This window comes from Halopiger thermotolerans (genome assembly GCF_054654555.1).
Map to the genome: position 1 here is coordinate 1,342,883 of NZ_BAAIEU010000004.1, position 14,102 is coordinate 1,356,984.

General features: G+C 67.0%; 11 protein-coding genes. 6 read left to right on the forward strand and 5 right to left on the reverse strand.

Annotated features, from left to right (window positions below; all coding sequences use genetic code 11):
• The first annotated feature begins 101 nt into the window (after nt 1–101).
• Entirely contained in the window at nt 102–1,127 is a 1,026-nt protein-coding gene (locus ACYQ26_RS14295; RefSeq protein ID WP_459809572.1) for a DMT family transporter, read from the forward strand.
• Between the two features lie 84 nt (nt 1,128–1,211).
• Nucleotides 1,212–2,387 (forward strand): MFS transporter, encoded by a 1,176-nt coding sequence (locus ACYQ26_RS14300; protein WP_459809573.1) that lies wholly within the window; start codon nt 1,212–1,214, stop codon nt 2,385–2,387.
• Nucleotides 2,388–2,406: 19 nt separating this feature from the next.
• Here ACYQ26_RS14300 and ACYQ26_RS14305 read toward each other — a convergent pair whose 3' ends face one another.
• Nucleotides 2,407–3,495, reverse strand: a complete 1,089-nt coding sequence (locus tag ACYQ26_RS14305; protein ID WP_459809574.1) for a hypothetical protein — start codon at nt 3,493–3,495, stop codon at nt 2,407–2,409.
• A 106-nt stretch (nt 3,496–3,601) separates the two neighbouring features.
• Complete coding sequence (locus ACYQ26_RS14310; RefSeq protein ID WP_459809575.1) at nt 3,602–4,414, reverse strand: RNA methyltransferase; 813 nt, start codon at nt 4,412–4,414, stop codon at nt 3,602–3,604.
• 1,046 nt (nt 4,415–5,460) lie between these two features.
• Between ACYQ26_RS14310 and ACYQ26_RS14315 the strand changes: the two genes are divergently transcribed.
• The 3 genes from ACYQ26_RS14315 (at nt 5,461) to ACYQ26_RS14325 (ending at nt 8,990) form a co-directional block, all read left to right on the forward strand.
• The gene (locus ACYQ26_RS14315) at nt 5,461–6,741 is read left to right on the forward strand and encodes a Cdc6/Cdc18 family protein (RefSeq protein ID WP_459809576.1); all 1,281 of its coding nucleotides are present in this window, start codon (nt 5,461–5,463) and stop codon (nt 6,739–6,741) included.
• A gap of 110 nt (nt 6,742–6,851) precedes the next feature.
• Entirely contained in the window at nt 6,852–8,042 is a 1,191-nt protein-coding gene (gene folP, locus ACYQ26_RS14320; protein ID WP_459809577.1) for a dihydropteroate synthase, read from the forward strand.
• Nucleotides 8,043–8,291: 249 nt separating this feature from the next.
• On the forward strand, nt 8,292–8,990 hold the full coding sequence (locus tag ACYQ26_RS14325) for a 6-hydroxymethylpterin diphosphokinase MptE-like protein (protein WP_459809578.1): 699 nt from the start codon (nt 8,292–8,294) through the stop codon (nt 8,988–8,990).
• A 48-nt stretch (nt 8,991–9,038) separates the two neighbouring features.
• Here ACYQ26_RS14325 and ACYQ26_RS14330 read toward each other — a convergent pair whose 3' ends face one another.
• From ACYQ26_RS14330 to ACYQ26_RS14340, 3 genes are all read right to left on the reverse strand, one after another.
• Complete coding sequence (locus ACYQ26_RS14330) at nt 9,039–9,239, reverse strand: hypothetical protein (RefSeq protein WP_459809579.1); 201 nt, start codon at nt 9,237–9,239, stop codon at nt 9,039–9,041.
• 135 nt (nt 9,240–9,374) lie between these two features.
• Nucleotides 9,375–10,385, reverse strand: coding sequence for a TIGR04024 family LLM class F420-dependent oxidoreductase (locus ACYQ26_RS14335; protein WP_459809580.1), 1,011 nt, complete (start codon nt 10,383–10,385; stop codon nt 9,375–9,377).
• 279 nt (nt 10,386–10,664) lie between these two features.
• The gene (locus ACYQ26_RS14340) at nt 10,665–11,822 is read right to left on the reverse strand and encodes a tubulin/FtsZ family protein (protein ID WP_459809581.1); all 1,158 of its coding nucleotides are present in this window, start codon (nt 11,820–11,822) and stop codon (nt 10,665–10,667) included.
• A 367-nt stretch (nt 11,823–12,189) separates the two neighbouring features.
• On the opposite strand from ACYQ26_RS14340, the gene ACYQ26_RS14345 reads away from it, so the two are divergent.
• On the forward strand, nt 12,190–13,953 hold the full coding sequence (locus ACYQ26_RS14345; RefSeq protein ID WP_459809582.1) for an ABC transporter substrate-binding protein: 1,764 nt from the start codon (nt 12,190–12,192) through the stop codon (nt 13,951–13,953).
• Nucleotides 13,954–14,102 lie beyond the last annotated feature (149 nt).

Consider the following 14,102-nt stretch of genomic DNA (forward strand, 5'->3'; position numbering starts at 1 on the left):
CGGCTTCCGTTCGGATAGTATCCATATGTGTGATTCATAATTCGAGAAATCGCGGAATTTGGCAGAAGCTTCTAAGTAGGAGAACTGATTTCGAATCGAGTATGACTCTACTCGGATCAGTGCCAGACGGGTACCGCGAAGCGGTGCTCTTTTCGATACTGGCGCTCTGTTGGGGAAGCTCGTTCGTGGCGATCAAAATCGGCCTCGAGTACGTGCCGCCGCTGCTGTTCGCCGGCTTTCGGTACGCGATCGCCGGCGCGATCGTGCTCGGCTACGCGGCGGTCGCGACCGACCAGGTGCGGCCGGAGACGCGCACGGAGTGGCTCGCGGCCGGCGTCGCGGGCGTCTTCGTCATCGCGCTCTACCACGGCCTCCTCTATCTCGGCGAACTGTACGTCCCCGGGGCGGTCGCCGCGACGGTCGTCAGCACGGCCCCGATTCTCACCGCGGCGTTCGCCGGCCTCCTGCTTCCGGAGGAGCGACTCGCGCCCGCCGGCGTCGTCGGCTTCGTGCTCGGTCTGGTCGGCGTGATCCTCGTGGTCCAGCCCTCGTCGGCGACGCTCGCCGGCGACGTCCCGCTCGGCGTCGCGCTCGTGTTCGGGTCGGCGATCGCGTTCGCCCTCGGGAGCGTGCTCACCCGCCCGATCGAGTCGGATCTGCCGATCGAGACGCTGCAGGCGTGGGCGATGCTCATCGGCGCCGGCGTCCTACTCGCATGGGCGGCCGTCCGCGGCGAGTCGATGTCGTCGATCGCGTACACGACGGAGACGCTCCTGTCCTTCGGCTACCTGACGCTCGTCTCCGGCGTGTTCGCGTTCTTCCTCTACTTCGAACTGCTCGAGCGCAGCGGGGCCACGCAGGTCATTCTCGTCAGCTACGCCGAGCCAGTGGTCGCGATGGGCGTCAGCTGGGTCGTCGTGGGCTACGTCGTCGACTCGCTGACGATCGTCGGCCTGCTGACGATCCTCGCCGGCTTCGTCATCGTCAAGCGCCGGGCGCTGTACGAGCTCGTGCGCTCGAGCGGGATCGGCCGGCCGGCGCCGTTCGCGACCGACTCGCGGGCCGCGGACGGCAGATCGGACGCGCACACCGACGGCGGCGTGGGCCTCGAGCCGGGGGACGACTGAGTCCGCCCCGAGGACCGGGTCGAAGCCGGACACGGATTTTACCTGTAGCCGGAAGGTTTTCCGTCCGCATGTGACCAACACGGTATGAACCGCGTTCGGATCTGGACGCTCGGCATCTTCCTGTTCGTCTTCGGCGACGCGATCGCGATGCAGGCGCGGGGCCCGATCCTCGCGGAACTCGGGACCGCGTTCGACGTCTCGGAAGCCGCGCTGGGGCTGGTCGCGCCGGCGGGAACCGCGGGATTCGTCCTCGCGGTCGTCGCAACGGGGCTGCTCGCCGGTCGGCTGCCGATCCGCCGAACGATGGCGCTGGGCGCGGTCGGCGTCGTCTGCGCGCTCGCCGCGATGGCGGCGGCGCCGGTCTATCTCGTCTTTCTCGGCGCTCTCCTGGTTCAGGGCGGCGCCGCCGGGGTCTTCCGCGGCCTCGATCGCGCGGTGCTGAGCCACCTCCACGCGGCGCGTCGCGGACGGGTCTACGCGGCCTACGCGTTCGTCTGGGCCGTCGGCGCGGTGCTCGGTCCGCAACTGGTCAGCGCCGTGGTGACCGTCGCCGACTGGCGGGCCGTGTTCGTCGTCATCGCCTGCTGTTTCGTCCCGACCGTCCTCGTCGCGGGCCGAACCGACCTCCCCGCGGTCGATGCCGAGCGGTCGCTCTCTCGAGCCGCGCTGCGAGAGTTGCTTCGGCGGCGGTCGGTCGTCGCCGCCTGCGTCGGCATGGCGCTGGTCGGCGCCGTCGAGGGGATCCTCTTTACGTGGCTCGCCTACTACGCCGGCACCTTCTACCCGACGACGACGGCGAACCTGCTGCTGTCGGTGTACCTGCTCGCGTACATGCCCGCGCGGCTCAGCTACACGGTCGCGATCGATCGGGTGCCCGCGCTCGTCCTCCTGCTCGTCGCGACGCTGCCGACGATTCCGTCGCTCGCCGTCGCCTTTTCGGGAGTGACCGGTCCCGCGCTCTTTCTGGCCGTCTTCGTCGCCGGCGCGGGACTCTCGAGCGTCTTCCCCGTGCTGTCGGCCTACGCCGTCGAAGCGGCGCCGGAGTACAGCGGTCCGCTGACCGCGCTAACGACCGGCGCGACCTACGCTGGGATCGCGACCGCGCCGGCCGTCGTCGGCGTGCTCGCGGAGGTCGTCGGGATCGGGCGCGCGCTCTGGCTGACCGTCGCGCTGGCGGTCGCTCTCTTCGCGACCGTCGCGGGGACGTGGCTCTGGACGGGCACGCCGAGCGCGCCGTCGTCAGACGCGGCCTCGAGTTGACCGCCAGAACGAAAAGCGCCTACTCGTCGACCAGGTCGCCCGCGTACTCGGCGTCGACCACGGCGGTCGTCCCGTCCCGAACTACCGCGATATCGACCGAATCGGCGTCCGTTCCCAGCGCCGATTCCGACTCGAGGCGGCCGATGTCGAGACGGTCCGCATCGGCGTAGGTCGCGATGGCGCGCGCGCTGGCGTCGGTGCCCTCGCCGTTCCCGACCGAGAGGTGCTGGTGGAGCCCGTTCGCGCCCTCGAACGCGTCGAAGGCGAACGTGAGTTGGTCCGCGTCGTCCGAGGCGTTCTCGAGCGTTTCGGCCGCGAATTCGTCGTCGGTCGTGGCGAGGCCGAGCGCGATCCCGTCGTTCGCGCCCGCACGGAGGAGCGCGTCGAACCCGTCGTCGACCGCGTGTTTCGGCTCGCGCTCGCCGGCGGCCGTCGCGACGGTTCGCTCGACCGCGGTGACCGGATCGAAGTCGGAGTCGCTCCCGCTGGGTGCGGAGAAGGCGAAGACCTCGTCCGTGACCCCGACGACCTCGCCGGTCTCGCCGTCCGTATACGTCGCGTACTCGTCGGAGACGGTTTCGGGCTCGTAGGCGCTGGTGGCCTCGAGGTCGGCCGTGAGACCGTCGAAGTCGTACGCGCCGACGAACGCGTAGACCCCGTCGGCGAAGACGAACGTTTCCTGCGTGCCCTCAGCTTGATCGGTTTCGCCGTTCGCCTGATACGCCTCGAGGCTGGGCGAGTTCCCGAGCAGGCTGATGGCGTGCGAGCAGTACAGCGCGACGAGGATCGGATTCCCAAGCAGCGGATCGCTCGGTTCCGTCCCCGCTTCGGCGTCGGAACCCTCGAGCAGCGACGCCATCGTCTCGACGTCGATCGCCCCGTAGAAGTAGCCGGTGCCGTCGGTGTCGGGAAGGACGGACGCGTACGACGGGCGTTCCGTCCCGAGCGATACGTCGGCGTCGCCGGTCGATTGCCCGCCTCGAGTCCCCTCCTCGGAACCGTCTGCGTCGTCGCCGTTTCCGGAGTCGGTGGTTTCCGAACAGCCCGCCAGGGCGATCATCCCGGAGCCGACGAGCGACAGCGCAGTTCGTCGATCGAACGTAGTCATTCGGTGGGAGTCACCGCTTAACCCACATTATTGTACTGGCCTCCCGTCGGAAAATATGTCAATGCGGTCACAGACGATACTGGACGGATACGGGCGAGATCGACCGCTACCGGCTGGACTGGTCGGACTCCGACTGCTCTGCGGGCCGTTCCGTCGCGCGCCTAAGCAGCCCAAGCAGCGTGTTTGCCTCGCGCTTCGTGAGATCGGCACGCCCGTGGACGCGCCGGAGCATCCGCATCGTCTTCTCGCGCTTCTCGTCGGGGTGGTTGATCTCCTCGAGCAGCGCCGCCCACTGATCGTAGAGCCGGTCGTACATCGGCTCGGGCGCGCGGACGCGCTCGAGGTCCGGCAGCTGCGTGTCGTCGTCGTCCAGGGTCAGCGTCCGGAGTTCGTAGAGCGTGACCGTCGCCGCCTGGCCGAGGTTGAGCACCGGATACTCCTCGGCGGCCGGGATCGAGCAGATCTCGTCGATCCGCTCGAGTTCCTCGTTGGTCAGGCCGATGCGCTCGCGGCCGAAGACCAGCGCCGTCGGCGCCTCGACGGTCGGCAGCCGCTCGGCGAGGTCCGCCGGCGTCGAGAACGGGAACCGCATGTGGCTGCGGTCGTCTTCGTTGGTCACCGCCGTACAGCCGATCGTGTGGTAGTTCTCGACGAGTTCGTCGAACGTGATCTCGGTCGCGTTCGGGAGAATGTCCTCTCGAGCGTGGCCCGCGAAGCCGTAGGCCTCGCCGTCGGGATCGAGTTCGGGGGGATCGATCAGCAGGAGGTCCTCGAAGCCGAAGTTCTTCATCGCTCGCGCGATCGTGCCGACGTTGCCCGGCGACTGGGCGTCGACGACGGCGACGGCGGGCGGCGTTCGCTCGTCGGGGAGATTCGCGTTCGAATCGGCCGACCCATCGGGAGTAGTGTCGTCCGTCATGGCTGGCTATCGCCGGCTACTCGCGGTGGAGGCGAACGGTCGTGCTACTGTTCCGGACCGGTGTGTCTCGAGCGGGAGCGGGGATCGCGGAGCCGAGTCGCGTGAACCGATCATACGGGAGGTATCGAGCGGGTGTGGAAAAGTGATGCGTTCGCGGCGGGGGATGACTCAGTTGACGGTGATGGCGGTGCTAGCAGTGGTGACGGCAGTAACGACGATGACAGCGGTAACGACGATGACAGCGATAGCGGTGGTGACGGTGACGATGCTGTCCTCGAGCGGTCGTGACCGAGCGATCGTGACGTCCGGCGGGATTCTCGGATCGGATCGTCCGAGCACGTTTCCGTCCACTTCTTTCTTACTTCTTGTTTTGTCTGGACTAGACTAGTATCTAGTTCTCTAGTAAACTTCTTCATTCGAATCGAAGTCTGCTGTACAAACAGTTGCTTTCCACTCTGGAAGGTTTTGATTTGGCTGGTGTTCTCGCTGGATTCCTAAATGAATCGGGACTCATGGGGTAGGGGAGGGACACACCCCCTTCGCGTTTGTAACCCCGTATCAGTGGGTGGGGGTTCTGTACGGGAACACACCTCCGTCGCGGTTGTAAAATATCGCTCCAGACGGGACGAATCGCGAGAAAATCGGCGATCGTCTCTCACCTGACCCACCCATTCTCCATTACATCCGCGACGGTGGTGTGTGTGCCAAACCCGGAACGCGGACACCGATCCGAAAATTGCGTTCCGTAGTTTTTGCGGCGAGTCGATTCGGATTCTACGGTCCCATTCGATCGTTCGGCGATCGTCGGAATCGGATTTCGATCGCTATCCGGCGGAGAGTCGATGCCCGGCCGTTACATCCGCGACGGGGGTGTCCGTCCGCGAACGGCGAGACGGAACCGATTAGACGCGCGATGGCGGCGATTCGATCACATACCGCCGATCGTTAGGTATTTCCGGAATCTAGATGCTAATACGTCGGATTTACATCCGCGATCGATCTCCATAGCTTTATTTCAATCCAGTCGGTAGTCACCCGACACTGCAATGTCCGCGAACGACGATCGTGATCCACTCTTTCGGTACGACGATCCGGTCTTCGCCGACGAGCGGCTGCTCGAGATCACGCACCTTCCGGGGCCGGACCGGATCGTCGGGCGTGACGAGCAGATGCAACGGGTCGCGGACGCGCTCAACCCGGCGATCTTCGGGAGCGAGCCCAACCACCTGTTCATCTTCGGCAAGACCGGAACCGGCAAATCCCTCATCTCGCGGTCGGTCACCAAGCGCGTGATCTCGGAGGCCCGCCGCGACGACGTCACGGTGAAGTACGCCTTCATCGACTGCGGGGAGCAGAACACAGAAGCGTCGGTCATCAAGACGATCGCCCAGATCGTCAACGAACCCGACGAAAGCGGCGTCTCCGTCCCCGACCGCGGTCTCGGCACCGGCGACTACTACAAGCGCCTCTGGCAGGCCGTCGACCACTGCACCGACGTGACCATCGTCATCCTAGACGAGATCGACATGCTCGAGGACGACGAGGTCCTCCGCAAGCTCTCCCGGGCCGGCGAGAACCGCCGCATCTCGGACTCGAGCATCGGGATCATCGGCATCTCGAACAAGATCGACTTTCCCGATCACCTCTCGGAACGCGTCAAATCCAGTCTCTCGCGGGACGAACTCGTCTTCTCGCCGTACGACGCGAATCAGCTCGTCGAGATCCTCGAGAAACGACGGGACGCGTTCCACGACGGCGTGCTTTCCGACGACGTGATTCCCCTCACCGCCGCGCTCGCCGCGCAGGAACACGGGGACGCGCGCAAGGCGATCGACATCCTCCGCAACGCGGGGCGGATCGCCAAGAAGCAAAACGATACGCGCGTCACGGCCGAACACGTCCGAGACGCCAAGGAGAAGACCGAGGCCGACCGCTTCAACGAGCTGATCGAGGGCTCGCCCCAGCAGGCCAAGGCCATCCTCTACGCGCTGACGCTGCTGACCGAGAACAGCTCCGAGAAGGAGTTCCCGACCAAGATCATCTACAACCAGTACAAGGAGATCGCTCGACAGCTCGACTTCGACGTCCTCTCCGAGCGCCGCGTCCAAGAAATTCTTCAGGAGCAGAACTTCCTCAACGTGATCCAGTCCGAGCGCGAGGGCCGTGGACGCGGCCGCGGCGCCCACGCCAAACACCGCCTGCTCGAGAACCCCTCGATCGTCAAGAAGGTGCTGCTGCGCGACGCGCGACTGGCGCCGCTCGAGGACGCGGACGGGTCGGACGGCACCGATCGCGAGGGAAGCGTGGGTCCCGGACCGCAGCCATAACGTTCGCGTCGCACGATACCGCCGCTCGGTTCGCCGCTCCCGTCCTCCCGTCCGCTCGTCGCGTTCACCGCAACCGCGGCTCCTTTTAGGCTCTGCTCCTCAGTCGAGGTATGAACACGGTCGACGCAGCGGGACTGCAGATCGGCGACGACCATCCGCCCCGGATCATGGGCGTCCTGAACGTCAGCGAGGAGTCCCCCTACGATCCGAGCGTCTACGACGACCCCAGTGAGGCCGCCGCCTACGTCGACGAGGAACTGATCGGCGAAGGAGCCGACATCGTCGACGTCGGTCTCGAGTCCGCGAACAAGCGCTTTGAGGTGCTCTCGGCGGAGGAGGAACTCGACCGACTCCACGTGGCGCTCGAGACCATCGAGAGCGTCTCCGGCGACGCCGTCTTCTCGATCGAAACCCGCTACGCCGAGGTGGCCGACGAGGCCCTCTCGCGGGGGTTCGACATGGTCAACGACATCTGCGGGTTCGCGGACCCGGAGATGCCGACCGTCTGCGAAGACCACGACGCCGCCGTCGCGAAGATGGCGAGCCCGCCGGACCTCGAGCGGCCGGGCGCGGTCGAGGAGACCGACTGGGCCACGCGGAAGTCGCCGGAGTGGGCCGCCGAGGCCGACTACGTCGACCAGGTCTACGAGGCGCTCAAGCAGAACGGACTGACGGACAAGACGATCGTCGACCCCGCGTTCGGCGGTTGGAGCGAGGCCCAGACGCTCGAGGACGACCGCGAGACGTTCCGCCGGCTGCGGGAGTTCCGCGCGCTCGAGCAGCCGATGCTGGTCTCGATCAACCGGAAGAACTTCCTGGGCGAGATTGCGGACCGCGAGACCGAGGAACGACTGCCGGTCAGCCTCGCGGCCACGTCGATGGCCGTCGAGCGCGGCGCCCACGTGATCCGAACCCACGACGTCGCCGAGACGCGCGACGCCGCCCTGATCGGCGACGCCTTCACCGAACGGGCGCACGTCGCGACCGAGGACTTCTCGATCACGCGACTGGACGTCCGTTCGAATCGACAACTCCGCCGACACCTCTCCGAGCGCGGCGTCGATCTCGAGGTCGCGGACGAGTGGCCGACGAACCTTCTCGAAATCGAGGGATTAACCGCGGCCCAGCAGGAGCGTCTGACGGCAGCGGCGTCGGACGCGGCTGTTTCCGTGTACCTTGGTAACAGTAATACCGTATTACTGTCGGGACGCACGGAATCGATTTCGGACGTCTCAAAGCGTCTTCGGGGAGAGAACGACGTTATGGAGCTATTAGGAACGGAACTCGACAACGTACTATAGTAAGAGAAAGCTTATGCCGGAGGCTTCGAAATGAGGGAGTGGACGCCGGGCGGCCTCCCGGGTAGGGGTACTTTGGAGGCGACCCCCGGCCCACAACACGGAATTATTGTGGCATTACGTCGACCAGTGACGACGCCGTCCTGACACGCCGACGCGAGTTCTCGAGTAACCGATCCGACGAGCCGTCGGCAGCGACGCGAGACGAACAGTTACGTCGCCGCAGCGACGACTCGAACCAGAGAGCTACGCATGGAGTTCGACGACTGGAAGCCGGTGTACGACGCGATCCTCCGCGACTTCGGCTACGACCGCACCGGCGACGAACGCGCGCGAGATGTCTTAGCGTCGCTGACCGATCCGTTCGACTTCGCACTGCTGCCGTCCCTTCGCGACGCCACCGTCGCGATCGCCGGCGCTGGGCCGTCGCTTGAGGACGAGGAAGAAATCGAGCGGGCCCGCGAGGCCGACGCCGTGTTCGCGGCGTCGACGGCGGCGGACGTCCTCCGGGCGCACGACGTCGCGGTCGACTGCATGGTGACGGACCTGGACAAGAATCCCGACACCGTGCGGCGGGTGACCGACGGCGGCGTGCCGGTCGCGGTCCACGCCCACGGCGACAACGTCCCGGCCGTTCGGGCGGTCGTCCCCGACTGCGCCGCCGAGTTCGTCTTGCCGACGACGCAGGCGGCGCCGCGGGACCACGTCCGGAACTTCGGCGGGTTCACCGACGGCGATCGGGCCGCCTTTCTCGCGGATCACCTCGGCGCGCGAGCGCTCGTCTTCGTCGGCTGGGACTTCGACGATCCCGCCGTCACCCCGACGAAAGGGCGGAAACTCGAGTGGGCCGAACGACTGCTGTACTGGCTCGAAGTGCGGCGCGGCGAGCGCTTTGCGGTGCTCGACGGCCGCCGCGACGGAATCGAGACGGAGCCGCTGCCGATCGACTGACGCCGATCTCGCGGAGCGAGCAACGAGCGAACGCGCTTCGGGGCCGTCCTACCGGATGCGATACTCGACGATGTCGTCGCAACCGCAGACGGGGCAGTCGGCCTCCCGCGATTCGATCGTCTTGCCGCAGCGGCGACACTCCTCGATGATCGTCGCGTCGTCGTTCGCGCTCGAGAACAGGACCGATTTGACGGCGTTTCGCATCGTCGATCGAGTCGTGGTCCGCGTCGTCTGTTTCTGTCCGCTCATACCCCACTCCATCCCGATATCGTAGTTCGTTATTGTCTTTCTACTAAGACTATCACGAGGTAGGACACGTCTAACGCCGGAGCGGGCGTTACAGCGGTAGCCCTCGCTGCTCGGCGCGTGTCGTCCCCCTTCGCGTCACTCGCTTCCGTCGGGCGCGAGGGCCGCAATCGTCGCCTCGATCTCGTCGCTCGAGGCGCCCCGCGGGAAGCCGATCCCGACCTCGTCGACGCCGTCGAGCCGCTCGAACTTGCGGAGCTCCTCGCGAGCGCGGTCGGGCGTCCCGACGGCCGCGAGGTCGTCCAGGAGCGCGTCCGGAATCGCCTCGAGCGCGGCCTCCTGATCGCCGTTCGCCCAGGCCGCGGCGATCTCCTGGGCTTCGTCTTCGTACCCCTGCCGGGCCAGCGACTCCCGGTAGTAGGTGCCCATCGCGCCGACGTAGAACGCGAGGTGCTGGCGGGCCAGCGAGCGGGCGCGGTCGCCGTCTTCGAGGGCGCAGGCAGTGACCGAAAGCGTCACCCGGACGTCCTCGGCGCTCCGATCACCGAGGTCGGCGCCGCGTCGCAGGTCCTCGAGGCGCTCCTCGAGCCCCGCCGGCGTGAAGAGGATCGCGTGCCAGCCGTCGGCGAAGCGGCCCGCGAGTTCGACGGCCTTCGGCCCCATCCCGGCGGCGTCGATCGGGACCGGTTCTTCGGGCGGATTACAGCGCAGCCGAAAGCCCGACAGCGAGAACAGATCGCCGTCGTACTCGACGCGCTCGCCGGAAAGCACCGTCCGCACGATCTCGATGTACTCGCGGGTGCGACGGAGCGGCCGGTCGAACTCGAGGCCGTGCCAGCCCTCGATGACGGCGGGGCCGCTTGGCGCGATTCCCATCCGCAGGCGGCCGTCGGAGGCCTCCTGCAGGGTCGCGGCGGTCTGGCCGAGCAGCGCGGGCGACCGCGAGTAGACGTTGACGACGCTCGGGCCGATCCCGATCCGTTCGGTCTCGCGGGCGATCGTCGCGAGGACGGTGACGGCGTCGCGGCCCCACGTCTCGGGGAGCCAGGCGAACTCGTAGCCGCGGCGCTCGCCGAGTCGAGCGAGGTCGACGAGCGCGTCGAGGCTGGGCTGTGCTGCGACCGGGAGGTGGAGACTTCGATCCGTCATACTGAAACCGGGAACGACGCGGCCACCGGCGAGGGCGTGCGAACCGTTCCCAGTCCGACAGATGGCGTCAGTTCACTTAACTGTCGGCGCGAAATCGAACGGCGGAGGAGAGGATGGAAGGGAGGGACGGTGAGGGCCGAGGTCGAACGGCGCCAGCGAGGACCAACTAGCGTCGGCGCGGAGGGAGTCGGATGGCGTCAGCGTGGACCGGAATCGTCGGCGCGGAGCGGAGGCGAACGGACGGCGTTCGCGGATATCGAATCCGAGGGCGTCGACGCGTCAGAACAGCGCGTCGAGTTCGCCGCCGGTGTCGACCAGCGACGAGAACTCCTCCTGGGCGTTCGCCCGAACCGTCTCGGTCGTCTCCTGGGCCTCGATGGCGACCTCCTGGAGCTGATCGACGCGGGGCACGTCGGTGACGCCCGACAGGAGGACGATCGCGCCGACCTCGTCTTTGTCCGGCCGCGGGTAGTCGCCGCCGCGGATCTCCATGCTGCCGGTCTCGTCTTCGAGCCACTGGCGGCCGCGCTCGACGCCTTTCCGGTTGAGGTGTTCCGGCGGCCCGGTGGCGACGACCAGCCCGCGGTCGGCGCTCGAGACGTCGCAGGGGAGGGTCAAGCGTCCGAGCGTCGCCTTGCGGACGAGGCTGGTCAGCCGGTTGACCGCGGCGCCCTCGTCGAACTGTTCCTCGCCGCGGAACGAGGAGAGCAGGCCGCCGGAGGTGTCGACCGTCTCGCGCGCGTAGCCGATCGTCGAGATGCCGTCCTCTAAGGTGTTGATGATCTCGGAGGAGTCGACGACGCTCTCGGCGACGTGATCGCCGTGGCCGACCTCGCCGGCGGCGAACAGCAGCCCGAACCGCTCGACGATCTCGCGGTTGATGCGGTCGTAGCCGCCCTCGACGGACTCGCCGGCGCTGCGCCAGACGTCGTTGTCGAAAACCAGCAGGTTGTCGACCTCGCGGACGAACGTCTGGAAGGAACGGGCCGCGTTCAGCGTGTAGATGCCGCCCTCGTCCGTCCCGGGGAGGATGCCGAGCCCGTAGACGGGTTCGGTGTAGATCCGCTGGAGGTGTTTCGCGAGGACGGGCGCGCCGCCCGACCCCGTGCCGCCGCCCATGCCGGCGACGATGAGGAACGCGTCGATCTCGTGGACCTGAATCCGATCGATCGCGCCCTGAATCTCGTCGATGTCCTCCTCGGTGACCGACGCGCCGAGCTCGTTGTCGGCGCCGACGCCGTGGCCCTTGACGCGCGCCTGGCCGATGAGTACGCGGTTCTCCTGCGGAACGTGCTCGAGTCCCTTGAGGTCGGTCGTCGCGGAGTTGACGGCGATCGCCGCCTCGGCGAAGCCGCCGCCGACCGCGTCGTCGTACGCCAGGAACTCGTCGACGATCTTCCCGCCTGCCTGACCGAAGCCGATGAGTGCGAGTTTCATGGTTGTCTCTCGTGGCCGTCCTGCGGGCGACCGCGACCGCGATCGGAAGGTGCGGCGCCGGATCGCCCGGCGTCTGGAACGGGTGCCACGTCCCGACAGTCCCCACTGGTAGCTATTGTTATGGCCCGCGTACGAACGAAGAAAACACAATCATCGTCTGGCTACTTTCGTCTCTTTCAGATAGTCATCGATTAACGACCTTCATCGTCTCGTGAATACTGTCGATCGATGCCATTCTCGGCCGTCGTCACTAATTCTATCTGCTCGATGGTAGCGTAAAATGGGACGAAAGGGCCGCTACCCCGGAATATCGTCGTTATATTTCGAAAGTAACTCATATACGCAATGACGGCATACCCAATGCAACATGGAGGACGACGCTCCGTCGATCGGCCGACGAGGGGTTCTTGCCGGCGCCGCCGGAGTAGCGACTAGTTCCCTCGCCGGCTGCTCGGAGCGTTTCTGGTCGCGCGCGGAAAACTCCGGCCCCGAACGGGTCGAACTCACGATCAAGTCGCTGCCGACGGAGGACGACGAGATCGCCGCAAAGATCGTGAGCCAGTTCCGGGAGAACCTCCGGACGGCCGGCATCGCCGTCAGCCACGAACCCGTCTCTGAGGCCGAACTCTACCGAAGCGTCCTGCTCGAGGGCGATTACGACATCTTCGTCGCGCGCCACCCCGGCCTCGACGAGTACGACGCGCTCCGCGGGCTGCTCCACTCGCAGTTCGTCAACGAACGGGGGTGGCAGAACCCCTTTCACTTCTCCGACGTGACGGTCGACGACTACCTCGAGCGACAGCGGACGGCCGACGGGAGCGACCGCCAAGCGGTGCTCGGCGATCTGTTCGAGTATCTCGGCCAGACCCCGCCGTACACGGCGGTCGCCTTCCCGAACCGGGTCGGGGGCGTTCACGACGCCGTCGACGCGGCCGCCCCGCCGCGACGCCCGCTCGACTACGTCGACGTCCTCGGCCGGACGCCCGCGGACGACACCCGCGAGGACCCGCTCACGGTCGGCATCTTCGGCGACGGGCTCGGAAAGCGGCTGAACCCGCTCGTCGTCGACCGGAATCGGGTCGCCGGGCTGCTGGGTCTGCTGTACGATCCGCTGGCGCGACCCCGACGGACGCGTCTCACGACCGCCCCCGGCGAGTACGTTCCCTGGCTGGCGGCGGCGATCGACTGGACGGACGCCGATCCGCTCACAGCGACCGTGACGCTCCGAGAGGGGCTGACCTGGCACGACGAAACGCCCCTCGACGCGGACGACGTGGCCTTCACCTACCGGTTCCTTCGGGATACCTCGATGGGCGGGGTCGAGGGCGGCGTCCCCGCGCCGCGGTACCGCGGCCGGCAGACGCTCGTCGAGACGGTCGAGGCGGTCGACGACCGGACCGTCCGGTTCGTCTTCGACGAGACGGTCAGAGCGGCCGCGGTGCGGGCGTTCGCCGTGCCGATACTGCCCCGGCACGTCTGGGAGCCCCGATCGGAGATCGTGGCCGGTCACCGTCCCGAAGCGCTCGTCACCGACAACACGTCGCCCGTCGGCTCCGGCCTGTTCCGGCTGCGGGCGGTCACGGACGACGCGATCGAACTCGAGCCGTTCGACGAGCACGTCCTTCGCGACGCGACGACCGATCGTCCGGACGTCCTCGAGGACTTCTCGCAGTTTCCCGGCCTCAGATACCGGATCGAGCCCAACGCCGGCTCGATGATCGAATCGCTGCGCAACGGCGATATCGACATCACCGGCGCCCCCGTCCCTCCGTCCCAGCTCGGCGGGATCCGCGACGGGACGGAAACGTCGGTGCTCACGGGGCGGACGAACGACTTCTACATGATCGGCTACAACCTCCACCATCCCGATCTCGGCAACCCGAACGTCCGACGGATCCTCTCGCGGCTGATCGATCGGGAACACGCCGTCAGGGAGTTTTTCGCCGGCCGCGCCGAGCCGGCGACGGAGTACAGTTCCCTCGTGGGGGTCCGCAACGAGGAGTGGACGTTCGACGACCGCGCGGCCGTCTCGATCTTTCCCGGCTCCGACGGGAAGGTCGACGCCGAACGAGTTCGCTCGCTCTTCGAGGAGGCCGGGTATCAGTACGACGACGGCGTTCTGCTCGGTTGATCGTCCCCGAGAACCCAGTGCCAAGTGCCCGCTGGCTACGTCCCGTCGGCTGTGCCCCGCCGACTGCCTCCCGCCGGCTACGATACGCGGCCGCTACGGACCGGTCAACGTCGGCCGTCGATCGCGCTGTGCGTCGCCTCTCGAGGGCG

Bases quoted from the DNA above. Each gene is read 5' to 3' on its own strand.
- ACYQ26_RS14295 (WP_459809572.1), top strand. From the start codon at position 102: ATGACTCTACTCGGATCAGTGCCAGACGGGTACCGCGAAGCGGTGCTC.
- ACYQ26_RS14300 (WP_459809573.1), top strand. From the start codon at position 1,212: ATGAACCGCGTTCGGATCTGGACGCTCGGCATCTTCCTGTTCGTCTTC.
- ACYQ26_RS14305 (WP_459809574.1), bottom strand. From the start codon at position 3,495: ATGACTACGTTCGATCGACGAACTGCGCTGTCGCTCGTCGGCTCCGGG.
- ACYQ26_RS14310 (WP_459809575.1), bottom strand. From the start codon at position 4,414: ATGACGGACGACACTACTCCCGATGGGTCGGCCGATTCGAACGCGAAT.
- ACYQ26_RS14315 (WP_459809576.1), top strand. From the start codon at position 5,461: ATGTCCGCGAACGACGATCGTGATCCACTCTTTCGGTACGACGATCCG.
- folP (WP_459809577.1), top strand. From the start codon at position 6,852: ATGAACACGGTCGACGCAGCGGGACTGCAGATCGGCGACGACCATCCG.
- ACYQ26_RS14325 (WP_459809578.1), top strand. From the start codon at position 8,292: ATGGAGTTCGACGACTGGAAGCCGGTGTACGACGCGATCCTCCGCGAC.
- ACYQ26_RS14330 (WP_459809579.1), bottom strand. From the start codon at position 9,239: ATGAGCGGACAGAAACAGACGACGCGGACCACGACTCGATCGACGATG.
- ACYQ26_RS14335 (WP_459809580.1), bottom strand. From the start codon at position 10,385: ATGACGGATCGAAGTCTCCACCTCCCGGTCGCAGCACAGCCCAGCCTC.
- ACYQ26_RS14340 (WP_459809581.1), bottom strand. From the start codon at position 11,822: ATGAAACTCGCACTCATCGGCTTCGGTCAGGCAGGCGGGAAGATCGTC.
- ACYQ26_RS14345 (WP_459809582.1), top strand. From the start codon at position 12,190: ATGGAGGACGACGCTCCGTCGATCGGCCGACGAGGGGTTCTTGCCGGC.